Raw genomic sequence first — 17339 nt, forward strand, 5'->3', positions numbered from 1 at the left:
ATGCTCACATCCAGTCGCCCGGCAACGTCCGCAACGCTATGTCCGCGATCGGTCACTTGCTTGACCGCTTCAATCTTGAACTCTTCCGTGTATCGCTTGCTACTCATAGACACCTCCACTTGGTTGCCAGCTTAAGGCTTCGAAGTGTCTAGTGAACCGGGGGCGATTCAGATGGATGCTGCCTGGACATTGGCATTCACCAGGCCAGGGATCAGTACGTGCTCCGGCAGATCGCAGATCTCATGGGCGACGTAGTGCTGGCGGGCTTGTTCTGTTGGCAGCAGCGCCAGGATGAGTCCGTCTCCGATCACGATTGCGTGGTGTTCGAGGACGAGCCCGGCTGGTTCCACGGGTACGATCCAGCGGGCCTCGATGATCAGATCGGCAGGAAGTCGGGCGGTCATGGGCAGGCCTTCGCAAACTGTGGGTGGCAGGAGGCGGGAATGGGCGGCGTGTTACAATTACCGACTTATTTTTGAGCAGCTCATCAGGCTGGTCCGGGAAAGCTCCGGGCTGGTCTGGCCCCGCAGGTTGATGCTGGGGGCTCGCTAACCGGACCTTACACAAGCGCCTATGAATTCGTTTGCCAAGGAAACGCTGCCGATCAGTCTAGAAGAAGAAATGCGCCACTCCTATCTGGATTACGCCATGAGCGTGATCGTTGGGCGGGCGCTGCCTGATGCGCGTGACGGCCTCAAGCCGGTCCATCGTCGTGTGCTGTATGCCATGCACGAGGCCAACAATGCCTGGAATCGGCCCTATGTGAAGTGCGCACGCGTGGTCGGCGACGTGATGGGTAAGTATCACCCGCACGGTGACTCGGCGATCTATGACACCTTGGTGCGCATGGCGCAGGATTTTTCGCTGCGCTATACCCTGGTGGACGGGCAGGGCAACTTTGGCTCGATTGACGGCGACGCGGCGGCTGCGATGCGTTACACCGAGTGCCGTCTGGACAGGATCGCCAATGATCTGCTGGCTGATATCGACAAGGAAACCATCGACTTTCAGCCCAACTACGATGGCAAGGAGCTGGAGCCGACCGTCCTGCCCACCCGACTGCCCAATCTGCTGGTCAACTGTTCGGCCGGTATCGCGGTGGGGATGGCCACCAACATCCCGCCACACAACCTCTCCGAGGTGATCGAGGCCTGCCTGACCCTGCTGGCCAATCCCGAGGCGGATATCGAAGAGTTGATCCGCATCGTGCAGGCCCCCGATTTTCCCACCGCTGGTTTGATCTACGGCCTGCATGGCGTGCATGAAGGCTATCGCACCGGCCGCGGCCGCGTGATCATGCGTGCGCGTACGCATTTCGAAGATCTGGAGAAGGGGAACCGTCAGGCAATCATCGTCGACGAGATTCCCTATCAGGTTAACAAGAAGACCCTGCTCGAAAAGATTGCAGAGCTGGTCAACGAGAAGCGCGTCGAGGGCATTTCCGACCTGCGTGACGAGTCGGACAAGTCCGGCATGCGCATCGTGATCGAACTCAAGCGCGGCGAAGTGGCCGAGGTGGTGCTCAATAACCTGTTCAAGCTCACGCAGCTGCAGGACACCTTCGGCATGAACATGGTGGCGTTGGTCGATGGCAAGCCGCGTCTGCTGAACCTCAAGCAGATGCTGGAGTGCTTCCTCGCACACCGACGCGAGGTGGTCACGCGGCGCACCATCTTTGAATTGCGCAAGGCGCGTGAACGCGGACACATCCTCGAAGGGTTGGCCGTCGCGCTTTCCAACGTGGATGAGATCATCGCGTTGATCAAGGCTGCGCCGACACCCGCGGATGCCAAGATCGAGCTGATGGGGCGCATCTGGCGTTCGTCACTGGTCGAGGAGATGCTCTCTCGTGCCATGTCCGACGACTATCGTCCTGAGGGGCTGGCCACAGAATTCGGTTTGTCTGCCCAGGGCTATCGCCTCTCCGAGGTGCAGGCCCAGCGCATCCTGGAGATGCAGCTGCAGCGCCTGACCAATATGGAGCAGGACAAGATAGTCGGCGAATACCGCGACGTGATGGCCGAGATCGCCGACCTGCTGGACATCCTGGCCAAACCGGCGCGCATCACCGCGATCATCGATACCGAGCTGCGCGCGATCCGCGAGCAATTCGGCGATCCGCGCAAGTCCGAGATCGTGCTGCATACGGCCGACATCAATATCGAGGACCTGATCGCCCAGGAAGACATGGTGGTCACGCTCTCGCACACCGGCTATTTCAAGCGCCAGCCGCTGGCCGACTACCGCGCGCAGAAGCGTGGCGGGCGCGGCAAGCAGGCCGCGGCGACGAAGGAAGACGACTGGATCGACCAGCTCTTCGTCGCCAATACGCACGACTTCATCCTGTGCTTCTCCAATCGTGGCCGCCTCTACTGGCTCAAGGTCTATGAAGTGCCGGAGGGCAACCGCAACTCGCGCGGCAAGCCCATCGTGAATCTCTTCCCGCTGATCGAGGGTGAGAAGATCACTGCCGTGCTGCCAGTCAAGGAGTTCGACGAAGGGCATTTCATCTTCATGGCGACTGCGCAGGGCACCGTGAAGAAGACGCCGCTTACTGATTTCGCCAATCCGCGCAAGGCCGGCATCATCGCAGTGGGGCTGGACGATGGCGATTACCTGATCGGTTCGGACATCACCGACGGCGATTGCAACGTGATGCTGCTGTCGGACGCCGGCAAGGCCGTGCGTTTCGACGAGAAGGATGTGCGCCCGATGGGCCGCACCGCGCGCGGTGTGCGCGGCATGATGATCGAGGATGGGCAGCAGGTGCTGTCCATGCTGGTAGCGCACGACGAGACGCAGAGTGTGCTCACCGCAACCGAAAACGGCTACGGCAAACGCACGCCGATCGGTGAATACACACTGCATGGCCGCGGCACCAAGGGCATGATCGCGATCCAGGCTTCCGAGCGTAACGGCAAGCTGGTGGCGGCCGTGCTGGTCGACCCCACCGATCATGTGATGCTGATCGCCGATAACGGCGTGCTGATCCGCACGCCGGTGGCCGACATTCGCGAACTGGGCCGCTCCACGCAGGGCGTGACGCTGATCAACCTCGACGAAGGCGCCAAGCTGTCTTCGATTGAGAAGATCGTCGAAACCGATGAAGAGAATGGCGACGCTTCCGCCGAAGGACAAGCGGAGGGGGCTGATGAGTGACGCGCTGGCCGATGAGCTGCTGAAACTGCGTAGCGAGATCGACCGACTGGACGGCGAGATCCTTGAGCGTCTCGCCGCGCGCGCGCGCTGTGCGCAGCGTGTGGGAGAAGTCAAGCGTGGTCCGTTGTATCGTCCGGAGCGTGAGGCACAAGTACTGCGCAGCATCGCCGAGCGAAATACCGGTCCGCTTTCTGACGAGGCGGTACAGCGAATCTTCCGTGAAATCATGTCCTGGTGCCTCGGGCTTGAGCAGCCTTTGAAGGTTGCGCACCTGGGGCCGCGCGGCACTTTTACCGAAGAAGCTGCAGGCAAGCATTTCGGCGGCTCGCCTGCGCTTCTGCCGTTGGCGACCATCGAAGAGATCTTCCATGCCGTCGAAGCCGGTGCCGTCGAATACGGCGTGGTGCCGGTGGAGAACTCCACCGAGGGCGCTGTCAGTCGTTCGCTGGATCTGCTGTTATCGGCCAATGTCTCCGTCTGTGGCGAGGTCAGTCTGCGCATCCGCCAGAACCTGATGACGCGTGCCACCAGCCTGGCGGACATCAAGCGTATCTACTCACATTCGCAATCGCTCGGGCAATGCGCTGACTGGCTGGCTCATCATGCCCAGGGCATCGAGCGTCTGCCTGTCTCCAGCAACGCGGAAGCGGCACGGCTGGCTTCGGAAGACGTGGAGGCCGCAGCCATTGCAGGTGAGCGTGCCGCGCAACTCTATGACCTGCCGGTGCTGTTTTCCAACATTGAGGACGATCCGAACAACACCACCCGTTTCCTGGTGGTCGGCCGTCATGATGCTGGCCCGTCGGGGCGCGACAAGACTTCGCTGGTATGTTCGGCACCGAACCGCCCAGGGGCAGTATTCGGGCTGTTGCAGCCGTTTTCCGAGCAAGGTGTAAGCATGACCAAGCTCGAATCCCGGCCTTCGCGTACCGGTCTGTGGGAGTACGTGTTCTACGTCGATATCGAGGGGCACCGCCAGGATCCGGCCGTGGCTGCGGCGCTGGCCGCGCTTAATGAACGCGCGGCCTTCGTCAAGGTGCTGGGCTCCTATCCCGTCGCCGCGATCTGAACCCGGAGTGCATGCCATGAGCGTCGTGCAGCGCGCGCCCGCCCACATCCGCGCCATCTCGCCCTATGTGCCGGGTAAGCCGGTTGGTGAGCTGGCGCGCGAACTCGGGCTGGATGCAGCGGGCATCGTCAAGCTGGCTTCCAACGAGAATCCGTCGGGTATGAGTCCACGTGCGCGTGCGGCAGTCGCGGCCGCGCTCGAGGATTCTGCACGCTATCCCGATGGCAGTGGTTTTGAACTCAAACAGGTGTTGGCAACGCGGCTCGGCGTCGAGCAGGCTTCACTGCTGTTGGGCAATGGTTCCAACGATATTCTGGAGCTGGTTGCACGCACGTTTCTCGGTCCGGAGACAAGTGCCGTCTATGCGCAGTACGCCTTCGCCGTATACGCACTGGCAGTGAAGGCGGTTGGCGCGAGAGGTATCGAAGTACCGGCACGTGCCTGGGGGCATGATCTGGCTGCCATGGCAGACGCCATCACGACGGATACCCGGGTGGTGTTCATCGCCAACCCCAACAACCCGACCGGCAGTTTTCTGCCCGCGCATCTGCTCGAAGCGTTCCTGATGCGCATGCCGGCACATGTGCTGGTGGTGCTGGATGAGGCCTACAACGAATATCTGCCGCCGGCGCTGCGTTACGACAGCCTGAGCTGGCTGGCGCAATTTCAGAATCTGCTGGTTGTCCGCACGATGTCCAAGATTCATGGTCTGGCGGGACTGCGCGTTGGCTACGCAGTTGGTTCGCCGGCCGTGGTGGATCTGCTGGATCGTGTGCGCCAACCTTTCAACGTCAATAGCTTGGCTCAGGCGGCCGCAGCCGCGGCGCTGGAGGATGAAGAGTTCGTGCGCCGCAGCCACGAACTCAACCGGGCCGGTATGGCGCAGATCCTGTCGGGGCTGCGTGAATTGAATCTGGAAAGCATTCCATCGCAGGCGAATTTCATCAGTTTTCGCGTGGGGGATGCCGCTGCCGTGAATCGCAGCCTCCTGCAACAGGGCGTGATCGTGCGTCCTCTCTCCAGTTATGGTATGCCTGAGTGGCTGCGCGTAAGCATCGGCCTGTCCGCCGAGAACACGCGTTTCCTCGAAGCGTTGGCCGTGGCGCTGAAAGGCTGAGCATGTTTGCACGTATCGTCATCTGTGGCGTGGGGCTGATTGGCGGCTCTTTCGCGCTGGCTCTGAAGAAAGCAGGGCTGGTGCAGACTGTGGTCGGCGTGGGGCGCAGCGCGGCGACGCTGGAAGAGGCGCGCTCGCTAGGGCTCATCGACGAGATTGCGACCGACTGGGCCGTGGCGCTCAAGGGGGCTGATCTGTTGCTGTTGGCCATGCCGGTGGGGCAGATGGACAGCGTCATGAAAGCTGCGGCACCTCATCTGGAGCCACAGACGCTGGTGACCGATGCCGGCAGCACCAAAGGTGACGTGTTCGCAGCGGTTTATGAGAATCTCCAGCATCGCTTGGCGACAGTGGTGCCGGCGCATCCGATTGCCGGTGCCGAGAAGAGTGGGCCGACAGCGGCTTTTGCGGATCTTTACCAAGGCAAGCGCGTGGTACTTACGCCTTTGCCGGAAAGCGATCCTGCTGCCGTGGCGCGCGTGCGTGCGGCCTGGGAGGCCTGTGGCGCGCGAATTTCGGAGATGCACCCGCAGGATCATGATCGTGTGTTTGCGGCTGTGAGCCACCTGCCGCATCTGTTGGCCTTTGGCCTGGTGCACGAGATTCAGGCGCGGGACAATGCCGAGCAATTGTTCGGTTTCGCAGCATCCGGCTTCCGCGATTTCACGCGTATTGCCGGCAGCCATCCAGAGATGTGGCGCGACATCTGCATGTCCAATCGTCAGGCATTGCTGGCCGAACTCGATACCTATCTTTCGGAGCTGGCGTGGTTGCGGGCCTTGTTGATCCAGGGAGACGCTGCAGCACTGGAGCGGCTGTTCACACAAGCCAGTCAGGCGCGCAATGCCTGGGGTGCAAACCAGTAAACATTCTTTTCGTGCGCTGAACGACCTTATGGATTTTCTCGATCTTCCTCCGCTTTCTTCCGCTTCCGGCACGGTGCGTCTGCCCGGCTCGAAAAGCATCTCGAACCGCACCCTGCTGCTGGCAGCTTTAGCCGAGGGTGAGACGGAAATCCGGGATTTGCTGGCCTCCGACGATACTGATCGCATGCTGGAGGCGCTTGGCACGCTAGGGGTGTCGATCAGCAAGATTGGCGACAGGGACTATCGCGTCAGGGGGGGGGCTGCAGGTTTCTCCAACAAGTCTGCGGATCTCTTTCTGGGAAATGCCGGGACGGCCTTCCGGCCGCTCACGGCTGCGCTGGCGCTGGCTGGAGGGGCGTACAAGCTGCATGGTGTGCCACGCATGCATGAGCGGCCCATCGGCGATCTGGTCGACGGCTTGCGCCAGATCGGCGCCGATATCGAATACCTGGGCAACGAAGGCTTCCCACCGCTGCAGATCCGTCCGGCACGCATCCAGGCCGGTGGCGTGGTGAAGATCCGCGGCAATGTCTCCAGCCAGTTTCTTACCGCTTTGTTGATGGCTTTGCCGACTACTGGCGTGGAGACTGCGGTAGAAGTCGTCGGCGAGCTGATTTCCAAGCCTTACATCGAGATTACGTTGCGTCTGATGGCGCAGTTCGGTGTCACGGTTCAGCGTGAAGGTTGGCAGCGGTTCGTGATTCCGGGGGGCCAACACTACGTTTCGCCGGGAACGCTGTATGTCGAAGGGGATGCTTCGTCGGCGTCCTATTTTTTGGCGGCTGGGGCCATCGGCGGTGGGCCGGTTCGAGTGGAAGGCGTGGGGCGCAACAGCATTCAGGGCGATGTGGCTTTTGCACAGGCACTGGAGAAGATCGGTGCGCAGATCGAGATAGGTGAAAACTGGATCGAGGCCAGAGCGTCGGCGTCCGGCAGCCTGCGTGCGTTCGACATGGATTTCAACCACATTCCCGATGCAGCGATGACGTTGGCCGTGGCGGCGCTGTTCTGTGACGGAGCCAGCCGGCTGACCAACATCGGTAGTTGGCGCGTCAAGGAAACTGATCGCATCGCTGCCATGGCGACCGAGCTACGCAAGCTTGGTGCGACCGTGGAAGAGGGCGAAGACTGGCTTCGCGTGACCCCGCCACCAAGCCTTACGACGAATGCCGCCATTGATACCTATGATGACCATCGCATGGCGATGTGTTTTTCGCTTGCTGCGTTGGGTGGTGTGCCGGTACGGATCCATGATCCGAAATGTACGGCCAAGACGTTCCCGGAATACTTCGAGGTGTTTTCGAGTGTGACGAAGTAGGGTGCGCACGGCGCACCAATCCCAGCGGTGCGCCGTGCGCACCCTATCCATGAATTGCTCCGAAGGTTTTCATGCAACAGACTCTGATTGAACTCCTCGATGCCCGCGTCTGCGCTGCGCTGGCAGCAGCTGGCTGCGAAGGTGCACCAGCCGTGGTGGCGCCGGCTGGGCGCCCCGAATTCGGCGATTACCAGGCCAATGGCGTCATGGGCGCGGCCAAAGCACGCAAGATGAACCCACGCCAACTGGCGATTACGGTACTTGAGCATCTCGATCTGGCAGGTATTGCCAGCAAAGTGGAGATTGCCGGGCCGGGTTTCATCAACATCACGCTGGCTCCAGCGTTTTTGGCGAGCCTGGCAGGCGACGCGTTGGCTGAGTCTCGCCTTGGGGTGCCACAACCGGTCGCACAGCGCGTGGTGGTCGATTACTCGTCGCCGAATCTGGCCAAGGAGATGCACGTCGGCCATCTGCGCTCGACCATCATTGGCGATGCACTGGCGCGCGTGCTGCGTTTCCTTGGCCATGAGGTGGTTGCGCAGAACCATGTCGGCGACTGGGGTACCCAGTTCGGAATGCTCACCGCCTATCTGATCGAGGCGGAACAAGGCGGCGAGGCGGCGCTGGCGCTGAACGACCTGGAGGATTTTTACCGCCGCGCCAAGCTGCGTTTCGATGAAGATCCCGCTTTCGCCACGCGTGCCCGTGAATATGTGGTCAAGCTGCAGGGTGGTGATGCTCAGGTGAACGCCCTGTGGCGCAAGTTCCTCGATATCTCGCTGCATCACTGTGAAGCCGTCTATGAAAAGCTTGGCGTAGGCCTCAGGCGCGAGGACGTACGCGGCGAGAGTGCCTACAACGATGATCTGCCCGCCGTGGTGGCCGATCTGCAAGCCAAGGGCCTGGCCGTCGAGAGCGAAGGCGCGCAGGTCGTCTTCCTGGATGAATTCAAGAACAAGGAAGGCCAGCCGCAGGCCTATATCGTGCAGAAGCAAGATGGCGGTTATCTGTATTCCACCACTGACCTGGCCGCCGTGCGTTACCGCACGGGCAAGCTCAAGGCGGATCGCGTTCTTTATGTGGTGGATGCGCGCCAGAGCCTGCATTTCCAGCAGATGTTCACGCTGAGCCGAAAGGCCGGGTATGCATCCGCCGCCATGAGTCTGGAGCATGTCGGCTTCGGCGTGATGCTGGGCGACGATGGCAAGCCTTTCAAGACGCGTAGTGGCGGTACCGTGAAGCTGGCCGAGTTGCTGGAAGAGGCTGAATTGCGGGCGTTTGCGTTGGTCAGCGAAAAGAATCCGGATATGGCCGAGGTCGAGCGTCACAAGATCGCGCGTGCCGTTGGTATCGGCGCGGTGAAGTACGCAGACCTTTCCAAGAACCGCAACAGCGATTACGTCTTCAGTTGGGATTCGATGCTGGCCTTCGAGGGCAATACCGCGCCCTATCTGCAATACGCCTATACGCGCATCGCAGGGGTTTTCCGTCGCGCTGAAGGCTGGAATGAGCAAGCCCCCATCGTGCTGATGGAGGAGGCCGAACGGCAACTGGCGCTGGCGCTGGCGCGCTTTGCCGAGGCGTTGCAGGCGGTGTCGCGTGAAACCATGCCGCATTTCCTCTGTGCGTACCTTTATGAGTTGGCCGGTCAGTTCATGCGTTTCTACGAAGCCTGCCCGGTGCTCAAGAGTGAGGGCGCGTTGCGCGACAGCCGCCTGCGTCTGTGCCGGCTGACGGCAGACACCCTGCACACAGGTCTGGATCTGCTCGGCATCGATGTGCTGGAGGCCATGTGAGCGCGCCGATCATCGCCATTGATGGCCCGACCGCATCGGGCAAGGGAACTGTTGCGGGCCGGATTGCGGAGCACCTGGGCTGGCATTACCTGGATTCGGGGGCCATCTACCGTCTGCTGGCGCTGGCAGCCCTGCGACGTGGCATCGCACTAGAAGACGAAGCCGAGCTTGCAGAACTGGCCTCTACGCTGGATGCCCGCTTTGTCGGCGAAAGTATTCTGCTCGACGGTGAGGATGTTTCGCTGGAGCTTCGCCGTGAGGAAACGGGCAATGCTGCTTCGCGGCTGGCGGTTCTACCTGCCGTGCGAGAGGCGTTGCTGGCCCGTCAGCAGGCATTCCGGCAGGTGCCAGGTCTGGTGGCCGACGGGCGCGACATGGGTTCTGTCGTGTTTCCTGACGCCGCACTCAAGATATTCCTGACCGCAAGTGCCGAGGCGCGTGCGGAGCGGCGCTATAAGCAGTTGATCGAAAAGGGATTGCCTGCTAATATCACTAGTCTTCTACAGGACATCCAGGCCCGTGATGCGCGCGACTCTGCGCGTGCTGTGGCGCCCTTGAAGCCCTGCGAGGATGCCGTCGTGCTTGATTCCACCGCGCTTTCCATCGAAGAGGTGATCCGCCAGATTCTGGTGCTCGCCTCAAGTTGCGGTCTCATCGCGTCGGTCTGAGTCCCGGCTGATCTTGCCCACGAGGGTGGGCAGACGCTGGTTGTCGTTCATCCCTAACCCGCCGTTCCCCACGGCACCGAGTCCTTTATGTCCAACACCGAAAGTTTTGCCGCGCTCTTCGAAGAAAGCCTCAATCGCCAGGAAATGCGTGCTGGTGAAGTTATCACGGCTGAGGTCGTGCGTATCGACCAGAATTTCGTGGTCGTGAACGCCGGTCTGAAATCCGAGAGCTACATCCCCCTCGACGAGTTTCGCAATGATCGCGGCGAAGTTGAAGCCACTCCGGGCGACTACGTCCAGGTGGCAATCGAAACCCTGGAAGACGGTTACGGCGAAACCCGTCTGTCGCGCGACAAGGCCAAGCGCATCGCGGCGTGGAACTTCCTCGACAAGGCGCTCAACGATGGCGAACTGGTCAAGGGCGTTGTGACCGGCAAGGTCAAGGGTGGTCTGACTGTCATGACCAACGGCATCCGCGCATTCCTGCCGGGCTCGCTGGTTGACATGCGTCCCGTGAAGGACACCACGCCGTACGAAGGCAAGGAATTCCAATTCAAGGTCATCAAGCTCGACCGCAAGCGTAACAACGTCGTCGTGTCGCGCCGTGCCGTGCTTGAAGTGACCATGGGCGAAGAGCGCGAAAAGCTGCTCGCCACGCTGCAGGAAGGTACCGTGGTCAAGGGTATCGTCAAGAACATTACCGACTACGGCGCATTCGTCGACCTGGGTGGTATCGATGGCCTGCTGCACATCACCGACCTGGCATGGCGTCGTGTGCGTCATCCGTCCGAAGTGCTGGCCGTGGGTGACGAAGTTACCGCCAAAGTGCTGAAGTTCGACCAAGAGAAGAATCGCGTCTCCCTGGGCATGAAGCAACTGGGCGAAGATCCGTGGGTCGGCATCTCCCGTCGTTACCCGCAAGGCACCCGCCTGTTCGGCAAGGTCACCAACATTACCGACTACGGCGCATTCGTTGAAGTTGAACAAGGTATCGAAGGTCTGGTGCACGTGTCCGAAATGGACTGGACCAACAAGAACATTCACCCGACCAAGGTTGTCCAGCTGGGCGACGAAGTCGAGGTGATGATCCTGGAAATCGACGAAGAGCGTCGCCGTATCTCCCTGGGCATGAAGCAGTGCCAGGCCAATCCGTGGGACGAGTTCGGTCAGAATCACAAGAAGGGCGATCGCGTACGCGGCGCCATCAAGTCGATCACCGACTTCGGCGTATTCATCGGCCTGCCTGGTGGCATCGATGGTCTGGTGCACCTGTCCGATCTGTCCTGGAGCCTGCCGGGCGAAGAGGCCATCCGCAACTTCAAGAAGGGTGATGAGCTGGAAGCTGTGGTGCTGGCCATCGATATCGAAAAGGAACGTATCTCGCTGGGTGTCAAGCAGCTGGATGGGGATCCCTTCACCTCCTTCGTGGCTACCCATGACAAGAACAGTCTGGTCAAGGGCTCGGTCAAGTCGGTGGATGCCCGTGGTGCCGTGGTCGACCTCGGTGGTGATCAGGAAGGTTACCTGCGCGTTTCCGAGTTCTCCCGTGACCGCGTGGAAGATCTTTCCACCGTGCTGAAGGTCGGTGACGAAGTCGAAGCCATGATCATCAACGTTGATCGCAAGTCGCGCTCGATCAACCTGTCGATCAAGGCCAAGGACCAGGCTGAACAGAACGAAGCCATGCAGAAGTTTGCTGCTGATACCGGCTCCGCTGGTACCACCAACCTCGGCGCGCTGCTCAAGGCCAAGCTCAACAGCGCTCAGCAGTAAGTATTGCCGTGCCTGACAACATGACCAAGTCTGAATTGATCGAGCGTTTGACTGATCGCTTTCCTCAGCTTGGTGCGAAGGACTCTGATTTCGCGGTGAAGGTGATCCTCGATGAGATGGCTGCGTGCTTGGCACGTGGCCAACGCATCGAAATCCGCGGATTCGGCAGTTTCGGGCTCAATTACCGGCCGCCGCGCGTGGGGCGTAACCCCAAGTCGGGCGAAAAGGTGATGGTGCCGGAGAAGTACGTCCCGCACTTCAAGGCAGGCAAGGAATTGCGAGAGCGCGTGGATCGCGAGGATTGATGCGTTGCCTGGCTTAGGTATGAAGAAAGCAGCCTTCGGGCTGCTTTCTTTTTTGTACGTGCCTGAAGGATAATCACACCCCATGCAAACCATCATCTGGCTGCTGCGCGCAGCGATCTTCCTGCTGTTGCTGGGCTTTGCCATCAAGAACGACGGCCTTGTCACCGTGCATGCCTTCTTTGGGGGAGCATGGCAGACGCCGCTGGTCGTGGTGATTCTGGTTTCGTTTGCGCTGGGTGTGCTGCTCGGCGCCACTGCGATCGCAGCCAGCATGTTGAGCCTGCATCGCGAACTGCGCCGTCTGAGGCGTCAGGTTTCCGTTCCGGGCGCAGCTCCCGTGCGCTCCTCCGTCGGCGACGCCGGCGACCTCACTGAATCCGTCTGAGTACATCCATGGAATTTCAACTCTGGTGGCTCTTGAGCTGGCCGTTGTTTTTTGGCCTGGGCTGGCTCGCCGCACGTATCGACATCCGGCATTTGGTGCGCGAATCGCGCAGCCTTCCGCGCTCCTATCTTTCCGGGCTGAATTTCCTGCTCAAGGAACAGCCAGACAAAGCTATCGATGCGTTTCTGGAAGCTGTGCGCATCGATCCGCAAACTGTAGAGCTGCATTTCGCGCTGGGTAATCTTTTCCGGCGTCGTGGCGAGCTGGATCGTGCGATCCGCATCCATCAGAGTCTGGTCGATCGCGAGGATCTGGATGACGTCCAGGGTCTGCAGGCATTACAGGAATTGGGTGAGGATTATCTCAAGGCAGGTCTGCTTGACCGTGCTGAAGATGTGTATCTGAAATTACGCGGTACTTCGCACAACGAAGCTGCCAATGATGCCTTGCTGGAAATCTATCAGCAGGAGAAGAACTGGCAGCGGGCCATCGAGATCGCGCGAGACATGCCGCGGCGTGGCAGCCATCGTTGGGAGGTCGATATTGCCAATTTCTATTGCGAGATGGCGACCACAGCGCTGGCCCATTCCGAGTTCAACCGTGCACTCGGTTTGCTTGAAGAAGCATTGGCGACCAATCGTACGAGCGTGCGGGCCAATCTGTTGCGTGGCGATGTGTTTGTAGCGCTGAAGCGCGATGCTGAGGCAGTGGATGCCTGGCAAGCCATTGGCGACCAGGATCCGGCGTATCTGTCATTGGTGGCGGATCGTCTGATGGATGCCCATCGTCGCCTGGGGCATGAGGAGAAGGGCGCACTGTTCCTGCGTACCCATCTGTATCAGACGCCTTCACTGGATTTGCTGGAGATCGTCTTCAAGTGGGAAATCGAGCGCAATGGGCCGGAAGCGGCCTATGCGCTGGTGCGTGACGAACTCAAGCGCAATCCCACCATGCTGGGGCTTGAAAAACTGCTGGAAGCAGCCAGTCGTACCGTCGATAGTGACATGAAGGACGACATCGAACTGGTCAAAAAGCTGATTCATGGCCATACCCGCCGCGTGGCCCGCTATTGCTGTAAGAGCTGCGGCTTCAAGGCACGTCAGTTCTATTGGCGCTGCCCCGCTTGTGGCGGCTGGGAAACTTACCCACCCAAGCGTACGGAAGAATTCGATCTGGCTGTTTGAGTCCGCCTCGGCTCCAATTCACTTCAGGGAAAATTGAACGATGAAAATCACCGTAGTCGGAACTGGTTATGTCGGTCTGGTTTCTGGTGCCTGTCTTGCAGAAGTGGGCAATGACGTTCTGTGCTTGGATGTAAATCCGGAAAAGATCCGTGTTCTCAAGGAGGGCGGCATCCCGATTCATGAGCCGGGCCTGGATCAGGTGGTTGCACGCAACGTAGCTGCCGGCCGCCTGCATTTCACTACCGATGTGGAGGAGGCTGTGCGCTTCGGGACCATCCAGTTCATTGCGGTTGGTACGCCGCCGGACGAGGATGGCTCTGCCGATTTGCAATATGTTTTGGCTGCAGCACGCAATATCGGCCGTCTGATGAACGACTATAAGGTCGTCATCGACAAGAGTACCGTGCCGGTGGGGACGGCTGACAAGGTCCGTGCTGCGATCGCCGGGGAACTGGCCAAGCGCGGCGTGGAGGTGCCCTACAGTGTTGTCTCTAACCCCGAGTTTCTCAAGGAAGGTGCGGCAGTTGACGATTTTATGCGCCCGGATCGCATCGTCGTCGGCGCCGACGACGAGCAGGCCATCAGCCTGATGCGTGCGCTTTACGCACCGTTCCAGCGTAATCATGAAAAGTTGGTGATCATGGATGTGCGCTCGGCGGAGCTGACCAAGTACGCAGCCAACGCCATGCTCGCTACACGGATTTCCTTCATGAACGAGCTTGCGGTACTCGCAGAGAAGCTTGGGGCCGATATCGAGCAGGTCCGTCAGGGGATCGGTTCAGATCCGCGCATCGGCTGGCATTTTCTGTATGCGGGTTGTGGCTATGGCGGTTCCTGTTTTCCCAAGGACGTCAAGGCGCTGATCAAGACCGCCGCCGATGCCGGACAACACCTCAAGGTGCTGCAGTCTGTGGAAGATGCCAACGATGCGCAGAAGCAGGTGCTCGTCGACAAGGTAGTTGCCCGCTTCGGCGAGGATCTGCGGGGGCGCCACTTCGCCCTCTGGGGGCTGGCCTTCAAGCCCAACACCGACGACATGCGCGAGGCGCCTAGCCGCGTGATCATCGCCGAACTCTTCAAGCGCGGCGCTACCGTCACAGCGTACGATCCGGTTGCCATGGAGGAAGCTGGGCGCATCTTTGGTGACGAGCCGCGTCTGAAATACGCGGATCGCCCGATGGCGGCGCTGGACGGTGCTGATGCACTGGTTATCGTGACCGAGTGGAAGGAGTTCCGCAGTCCGGACTTTGCCGCGATCAAGGCCACACTCAAGAGCCCAGTCGTGTTTGATGGCAGGAACATGTTCGATCCGGCGTTGCCGCGTGCAGCCGGGCTGGAATATTCGGCGATCGGGCGCAAATGAGCATGAGCAATCCTCTGCCCATCATTCCGGAGACCACCTTAGCGCGCGTGCTGGTGGTTGGTGATGTAATGCTGGATCGCTACTGGTTCGGCGAGGTTAGCCGAATCTCTCCCGAGGCACCGGTCCCCGTGGTTCATGTGCAGCGGTCCGAGGAACGCCCCGGTGGTGCTGCAAACGTTGCTCGCAATGCGGCAGCGCTTGGAGCCAAAGTGAGCCTGCTGGCTGTTGTAGGCAACGATGAGCCTGCTTCAGCATTGGAGCAACTTCTTTCGGATGACGGCGTGAATGCCCGTTTGCATCGCGATCCGAGTCTGTCGACCACCATCAAGCTGCGGGTGCTGGGACGACAGCAACAGTTGTTGCGCATTGATTTCGAGAATTTACCTGCGCATGAAGTGTTGCGCGACAAGCTTGTCGAATTCCGCGCGCTACTTCCAGAGCATGATGTTGTAGTGCTTTCCGACTATGGCAAGGGTGGATTGCTCCATGTGCAGGAAATGATCGATCTGGCCCGCGCAGCAGGCAAGATCGTGCTTGTCGACCCCAAGGGAGACGATTACAGCAGGTATCGTGGTGCCAGTCTGCTTACGCCAAATCGTTCCGAATTGCGTCAGGTGGTCGGACAATGGCGCAACGAGGAAGATCTGGTCGCACGCGCCCAGGGCTTGCGCAGCGAGCTGGCGCTCGAAGCCTTGCTGGTTACGCGCTCGGAAGAGGGTATGAGTCTGTTTCGTGCGGAAGGCACCGTGCATGAAGGCACACGGGCACAGGAAGTGTTCGATGTTTCTGGCGCGGGTGACACTGTGATCGCCACGCTGGCGGTGATGTTGGCGGCAAAGAGCGATCTTGTGGACGCCATGCGGCTATCCAATCATGCTGCGGGCATCGTGGTGGCAAAACTCGGTACTGCCACCGTCACACTCAAGGAAATGCAGGGGAGCTGAGCATGTCCCGTTATTACATCGTTACCGGCGCGGCCGGCATGATCGGTTCGAACATCGTGGCCGGTCTCAATGCCCGGGGAATCAAGAACATCATTGCGGTGGACAACCTGACCAAGGGTGATAAGTTCCGCAACCTCGTTGATTGCGAGATCGCCGACTATCTCGATAAGCACGAGTTTCGCGAGTTGCTCAACGCTGGCGCCTTCAACGGTTCGGTCGAGGCCATCCTGCATCAGGGCGCGTGTTCCAACACCATGGAGCACAATGGCCAATACATGATGGACAACAATTTCCGCTACACAGTGGATGTCCTGGAGTTCTGCATCACGCAACGTGTTCCGTTGCTGTATGCCTCTTCAGCAGCGACCTATGGTGCTTCAAGCACCTTTAGGGAAGAGCCGGAGTTTGAGCGCCCACTGAACGTCTATGGCTACTCCAAGATCCTCTTCGACCGCGTGCTGCGTAAGCGCTGGAGCGAACTTACAGCGCAGGCCGTGGGCTTCCGTTACTTCAACGTGTACGGCCCGCGCGAGGCGCACAAGGCCGGCGCGGGCTCCTCGGTGGCCTTCAACGCCTTCCACCAGTTCCGCAAGGACGGCCGGGTGAAACTCTTCGTTGGCTGCGATGGTTATGCCGATGGCGGGCAGCTGCGGGACTTCATCTATGTCGAGGACGTGGTCAATGCCAACCTGTTCTTCCTCGAGCATCCCGAAAAATCAGGTATCTACAACCTTGGCACGGGCCGTGCGCAGAGTTTCAATGATGTCGCCCATGCCATTGTGAATGGCATTCGCGAGTACGAGGGGAAGTCTGTACTAACCCTGGTCGAGATGGCTGCACAGGGCTTGATCGAATACGTTGCGTTTCCGGACATACTCAAGGGCAAGTACCAGAGTTATACCCAGGCGGACATCTCGCGTCTGCGGGCTGCTGGCTACACTGCGGCCTTCCATGACGTTGGCAACGGCGTCGGGAAATACTGCAAGTACCTGCTCGCGGGAGCGTGATCAAAGAAGGCGGGCAGGCTTGCGCAATCTTTCATTCCCATCAGGAGGGGATTTGCCATGCTGAAGAAGCTGTTGCTTGCCTGCATCACTTGTTTTGCCCTGAACGGTCTGGCTCTGGCTGCCGTCAATATCAACACGGCCACCCAGGAGCAGCTCGAAGCCTTGCCGGATATCGGACCGGCCAAGGCTCGTGCGATCCTCGATTACCGTAAGGCCAACGGTGCCTTCAAGCGTATTGATGATCTGAAGAACGTCAAGGGCATCGGTGACAAGACGCTGGACAAGCTTCGGCCTTGTATCTTTAAGCCTCGGACCGGCTCGGGTAGCCCGAGCGGCCTCTGGGATGTTTGAAGCCCGTGACTGAGCACTGGGCGCCTGAGCCGGA

Annotated in this window: 16 protein-coding genes and 1 pseudogene; 15 read left to right on the forward strand and 2 right to left on the reverse strand. The window is 59.9% G+C overall.

Annotated elements, in window-relative coordinates; all coding sequences use genetic code 11:
• Both BGI27_RS15255 and BGI27_RS15260 read right to left on the reverse strand, forming a co-directional pair.
• On the reverse strand, positions 1-107 hold a 107-nt coding region (locus BGI27_RS15255; RefSeq protein WP_141239830.1), incomplete at its 3' end, for a transposase.
• A 60-nt stretch (positions 108-167) separates the two neighbouring features.
• Entirely contained in the window at positions 168-404 is a 237-nt protein-coding gene (locus BGI27_RS15260; RefSeq protein WP_095525680.1) for a hypothetical protein, read from the reverse strand.
• A 169-nt stretch (positions 405-573) separates the two neighbouring features.
• On the opposite strand from BGI27_RS15260, the gene gyrA reads away from it, so the two are divergent.
• The 15 genes and pseudogenes from gyrA to BGI27_RS15335 all read left to right on the forward strand — a co-directional run bounded on the left by gyrA (position 574) and on the right by BGI27_RS15335 (position 17305).
• A complete protein-coding gene (gene gyrA / locus BGI27_RS15265; RefSeq protein WP_095525681.1) occupies positions 574-3159 on the forward strand; it encodes a DNA gyrase subunit A in 2586 nt (861 codons plus the stop codon).
• Positions 3160-3163: 4 nt separating this feature from the next.
• Positions 3164-4228, forward strand: coding sequence for a prephenate dehydratase (pheA, locus tag BGI27_RS15270; protein WP_095525694.1), 1065 nt, complete (start codon positions 3164-3166; stop codon positions 4226-4228).
• A 16-nt stretch (positions 4229-4244) separates the two neighbouring features.
• On the forward strand, positions 4245-5345 hold the full coding sequence (gene hisC / locus BGI27_RS15275) for a histidinol-phosphate transaminase (RefSeq protein WP_095525682.1): 1101 nt from the start codon (positions 4245-4247) through the stop codon (positions 5343-5345).
• Entirely contained in the window at positions 5342-6211 is an 870-nt protein-coding gene (locus tag BGI27_RS15280) for a prephenate dehydrogenase (RefSeq protein ID WP_095525695.1), read from the forward strand. Before hisC ends, BGI27_RS15280 begins: the two co-directional genes overlap by 4 nt.
• Positions 6212-6239: 28 nt before the next feature.
• A pseudogene (gene aroA / locus BGI27_RS15285) lies at positions 6240-7526 on the forward strand (3-phosphoshikimate 1-carboxyvinyltransferase); the annotation flags it as partial.
• 74 nt (positions 7527-7600) lie between these two features.
• Positions 7601-9325 (forward strand): arginine--tRNA ligase, encoded by a 1725-nt coding sequence (gene argS, locus BGI27_RS15290; protein WP_095525684.1) that lies wholly within the window; start codon positions 7601-7603, stop codon positions 9323-9325.
• The gene (gene cmk, locus BGI27_RS15295; RefSeq protein WP_095525685.1) at positions 9322-9993 is read left to right on the forward strand and encodes a (d)CMP kinase; all 672 of its coding nucleotides are present in this window, start codon (positions 9322-9324) and stop codon (positions 9991-9993) included. The genes argS and cmk overlap by 4 nt, the downstream gene beginning before the upstream one ends.
• 87 nt (positions 9994-10080) lie before the next feature.
• Positions 10081-11766 carry a 30S ribosomal protein S1 gene (rpsA, locus tag BGI27_RS15300; RefSeq protein WP_095525686.1) on the forward strand — a complete coding sequence of 562 codons (1686 nt, stop codon included), beginning with the start codon at positions 10081-10083 and terminating at the stop codon, positions 11764-11766.
• Positions 11767-11786: 20 nt separating this feature from the next.
• A complete protein-coding gene (locus BGI27_RS15305; RefSeq protein ID WP_095525687.1) occupies positions 11787-12071 on the forward strand; it encodes an integration host factor subunit beta in 285 nt (94 codons plus the stop codon).
• 82 nt (positions 12072-12153) lie between these two features.
• A complete protein-coding gene (locus BGI27_RS15310; protein ID WP_095525688.1) occupies positions 12154-12456 on the forward strand; it encodes a LapA family protein in 303 nt (100 codons plus the stop codon).
• 8 nt (positions 12457-12464) lie between these two features.
• Entirely contained in the window at positions 12465-13640 is a 1176-nt protein-coding gene (lapB, locus tag BGI27_RS15315; RefSeq protein ID WP_095525689.1) for a lipopolysaccharide assembly protein LapB, read from the forward strand.
• Between the two features lie 40 nt (positions 13641-13680).
• The gene (locus tag BGI27_RS15320) at positions 13681-15003 is read left to right on the forward strand and encodes a UDP-glucose dehydrogenase family protein (protein WP_095525690.1); all 1323 of its coding nucleotides are present in this window, start codon (positions 13681-13683) and stop codon (positions 15001-15003) included.
• 2 nt (positions 15004-15005) lie between these two features.
• Entirely contained in the window at positions 15006-15947 is a 942-nt protein-coding gene (rfaE1, locus tag BGI27_RS15325) for a D-glycero-beta-D-manno-heptose-7-phosphate kinase (RefSeq protein WP_223871842.1), read from the forward strand.
• 2 nt (positions 15948-15949) lie between these two features.
• Positions 15950-16954, forward strand: coding sequence for an ADP-glyceromanno-heptose 6-epimerase (gene rfaD, locus BGI27_RS15330; protein ID WP_095525692.1), 1005 nt, complete (start codon positions 15950-15952; stop codon positions 16952-16954).
• A 57-nt stretch (positions 16955-17011) separates the two neighbouring features.
• Positions 17012-17305, forward strand: coding sequence for a ComEA family DNA-binding protein (locus BGI27_RS15335; protein WP_095525693.1), 294 nt, complete (start codon positions 17012-17014; stop codon positions 17303-17305).
• Positions 17306-17339: the final 34 nt, after the last annotated feature.

This window comes from Candidatus Dactylopiibacterium carminicum, assembly GCF_014736495.1.
Classification (GTDB): domain Bacteria; phylum Pseudomonadota; class Gammaproteobacteria; order Burkholderiales; family Rhodocyclaceae; genus Uliginosibacterium; species Uliginosibacterium carminicum.

Excerpts from the sequence above, each read along its gene's own strand:
- BGI27_RS15260 (WP_095525680.1), bottom strand. The coding sequence starts at position 404 with ATGACCGCCCGACTTCCTGCCGATCTGATCATCGAGGCCCGCTGGATC.
- gyrA (WP_095525681.1), top strand. The coding sequence starts at position 574 with ATGAATTCGTTTGCCAAGGAAACGCTGCCGATCAGTCTAGAAGAAGAA.
- hisC (WP_095525682.1), top strand. The coding sequence starts at position 4,245 with ATGAGCGTCGTGCAGCGCGCGCCCGCCCACATCCGCGCCATCTCGCCC.
- argS (WP_095525684.1), top strand. The coding sequence starts at position 7,601 with ATGCAACAGACTCTGATTGAACTCCTCGATGCCCGCGTCTGCGCTGCG.
- rpsA (WP_095525686.1), top strand. The coding sequence starts at position 10,081 with ATGTCCAACACCGAAAGTTTTGCCGCGCTCTTCGAAGAAAGCCTCAAT.
- BGI27_RS15305 (WP_095525687.1), top strand. The coding sequence starts at position 11,787 with ATGACCAAGTCTGAATTGATCGAGCGTTTGACTGATCGCTTTCCTCAG.
- BGI27_RS15310 (WP_095525688.1), top strand. The coding sequence starts at position 12,154 with ATGCAAACCATCATCTGGCTGCTGCGCGCAGCGATCTTCCTGCTGTTG.
- lapB (WP_095525689.1), top strand. The coding sequence starts at position 12,465 with ATGGAATTTCAACTCTGGTGGCTCTTGAGCTGGCCGTTGTTTTTTGGC.
- BGI27_RS15320 (WP_095525690.1), top strand. The coding sequence starts at position 13,681 with ATGAAAATCACCGTAGTCGGAACTGGTTATGTCGGTCTGGTTTCTGGT.
- rfaE1 (WP_223871842.1), top strand. The coding sequence starts at position 15,006 with ATGAGCAATCCTCTGCCCATCATTCCGGAGACCACCTTAGCGCGCGTG.
- rfaD (WP_095525692.1), top strand. The coding sequence starts at position 15,950 with ATGTCCCGTTATTACATCGTTACCGGCGCGGCCGGCATGATCGGTTCG.
- BGI27_RS15335 (WP_095525693.1), top strand. The coding sequence starts at position 17,012 with ATGCTGAAGAAGCTGTTGCTTGCCTGCATCACTTGTTTTGCCCTGAAC.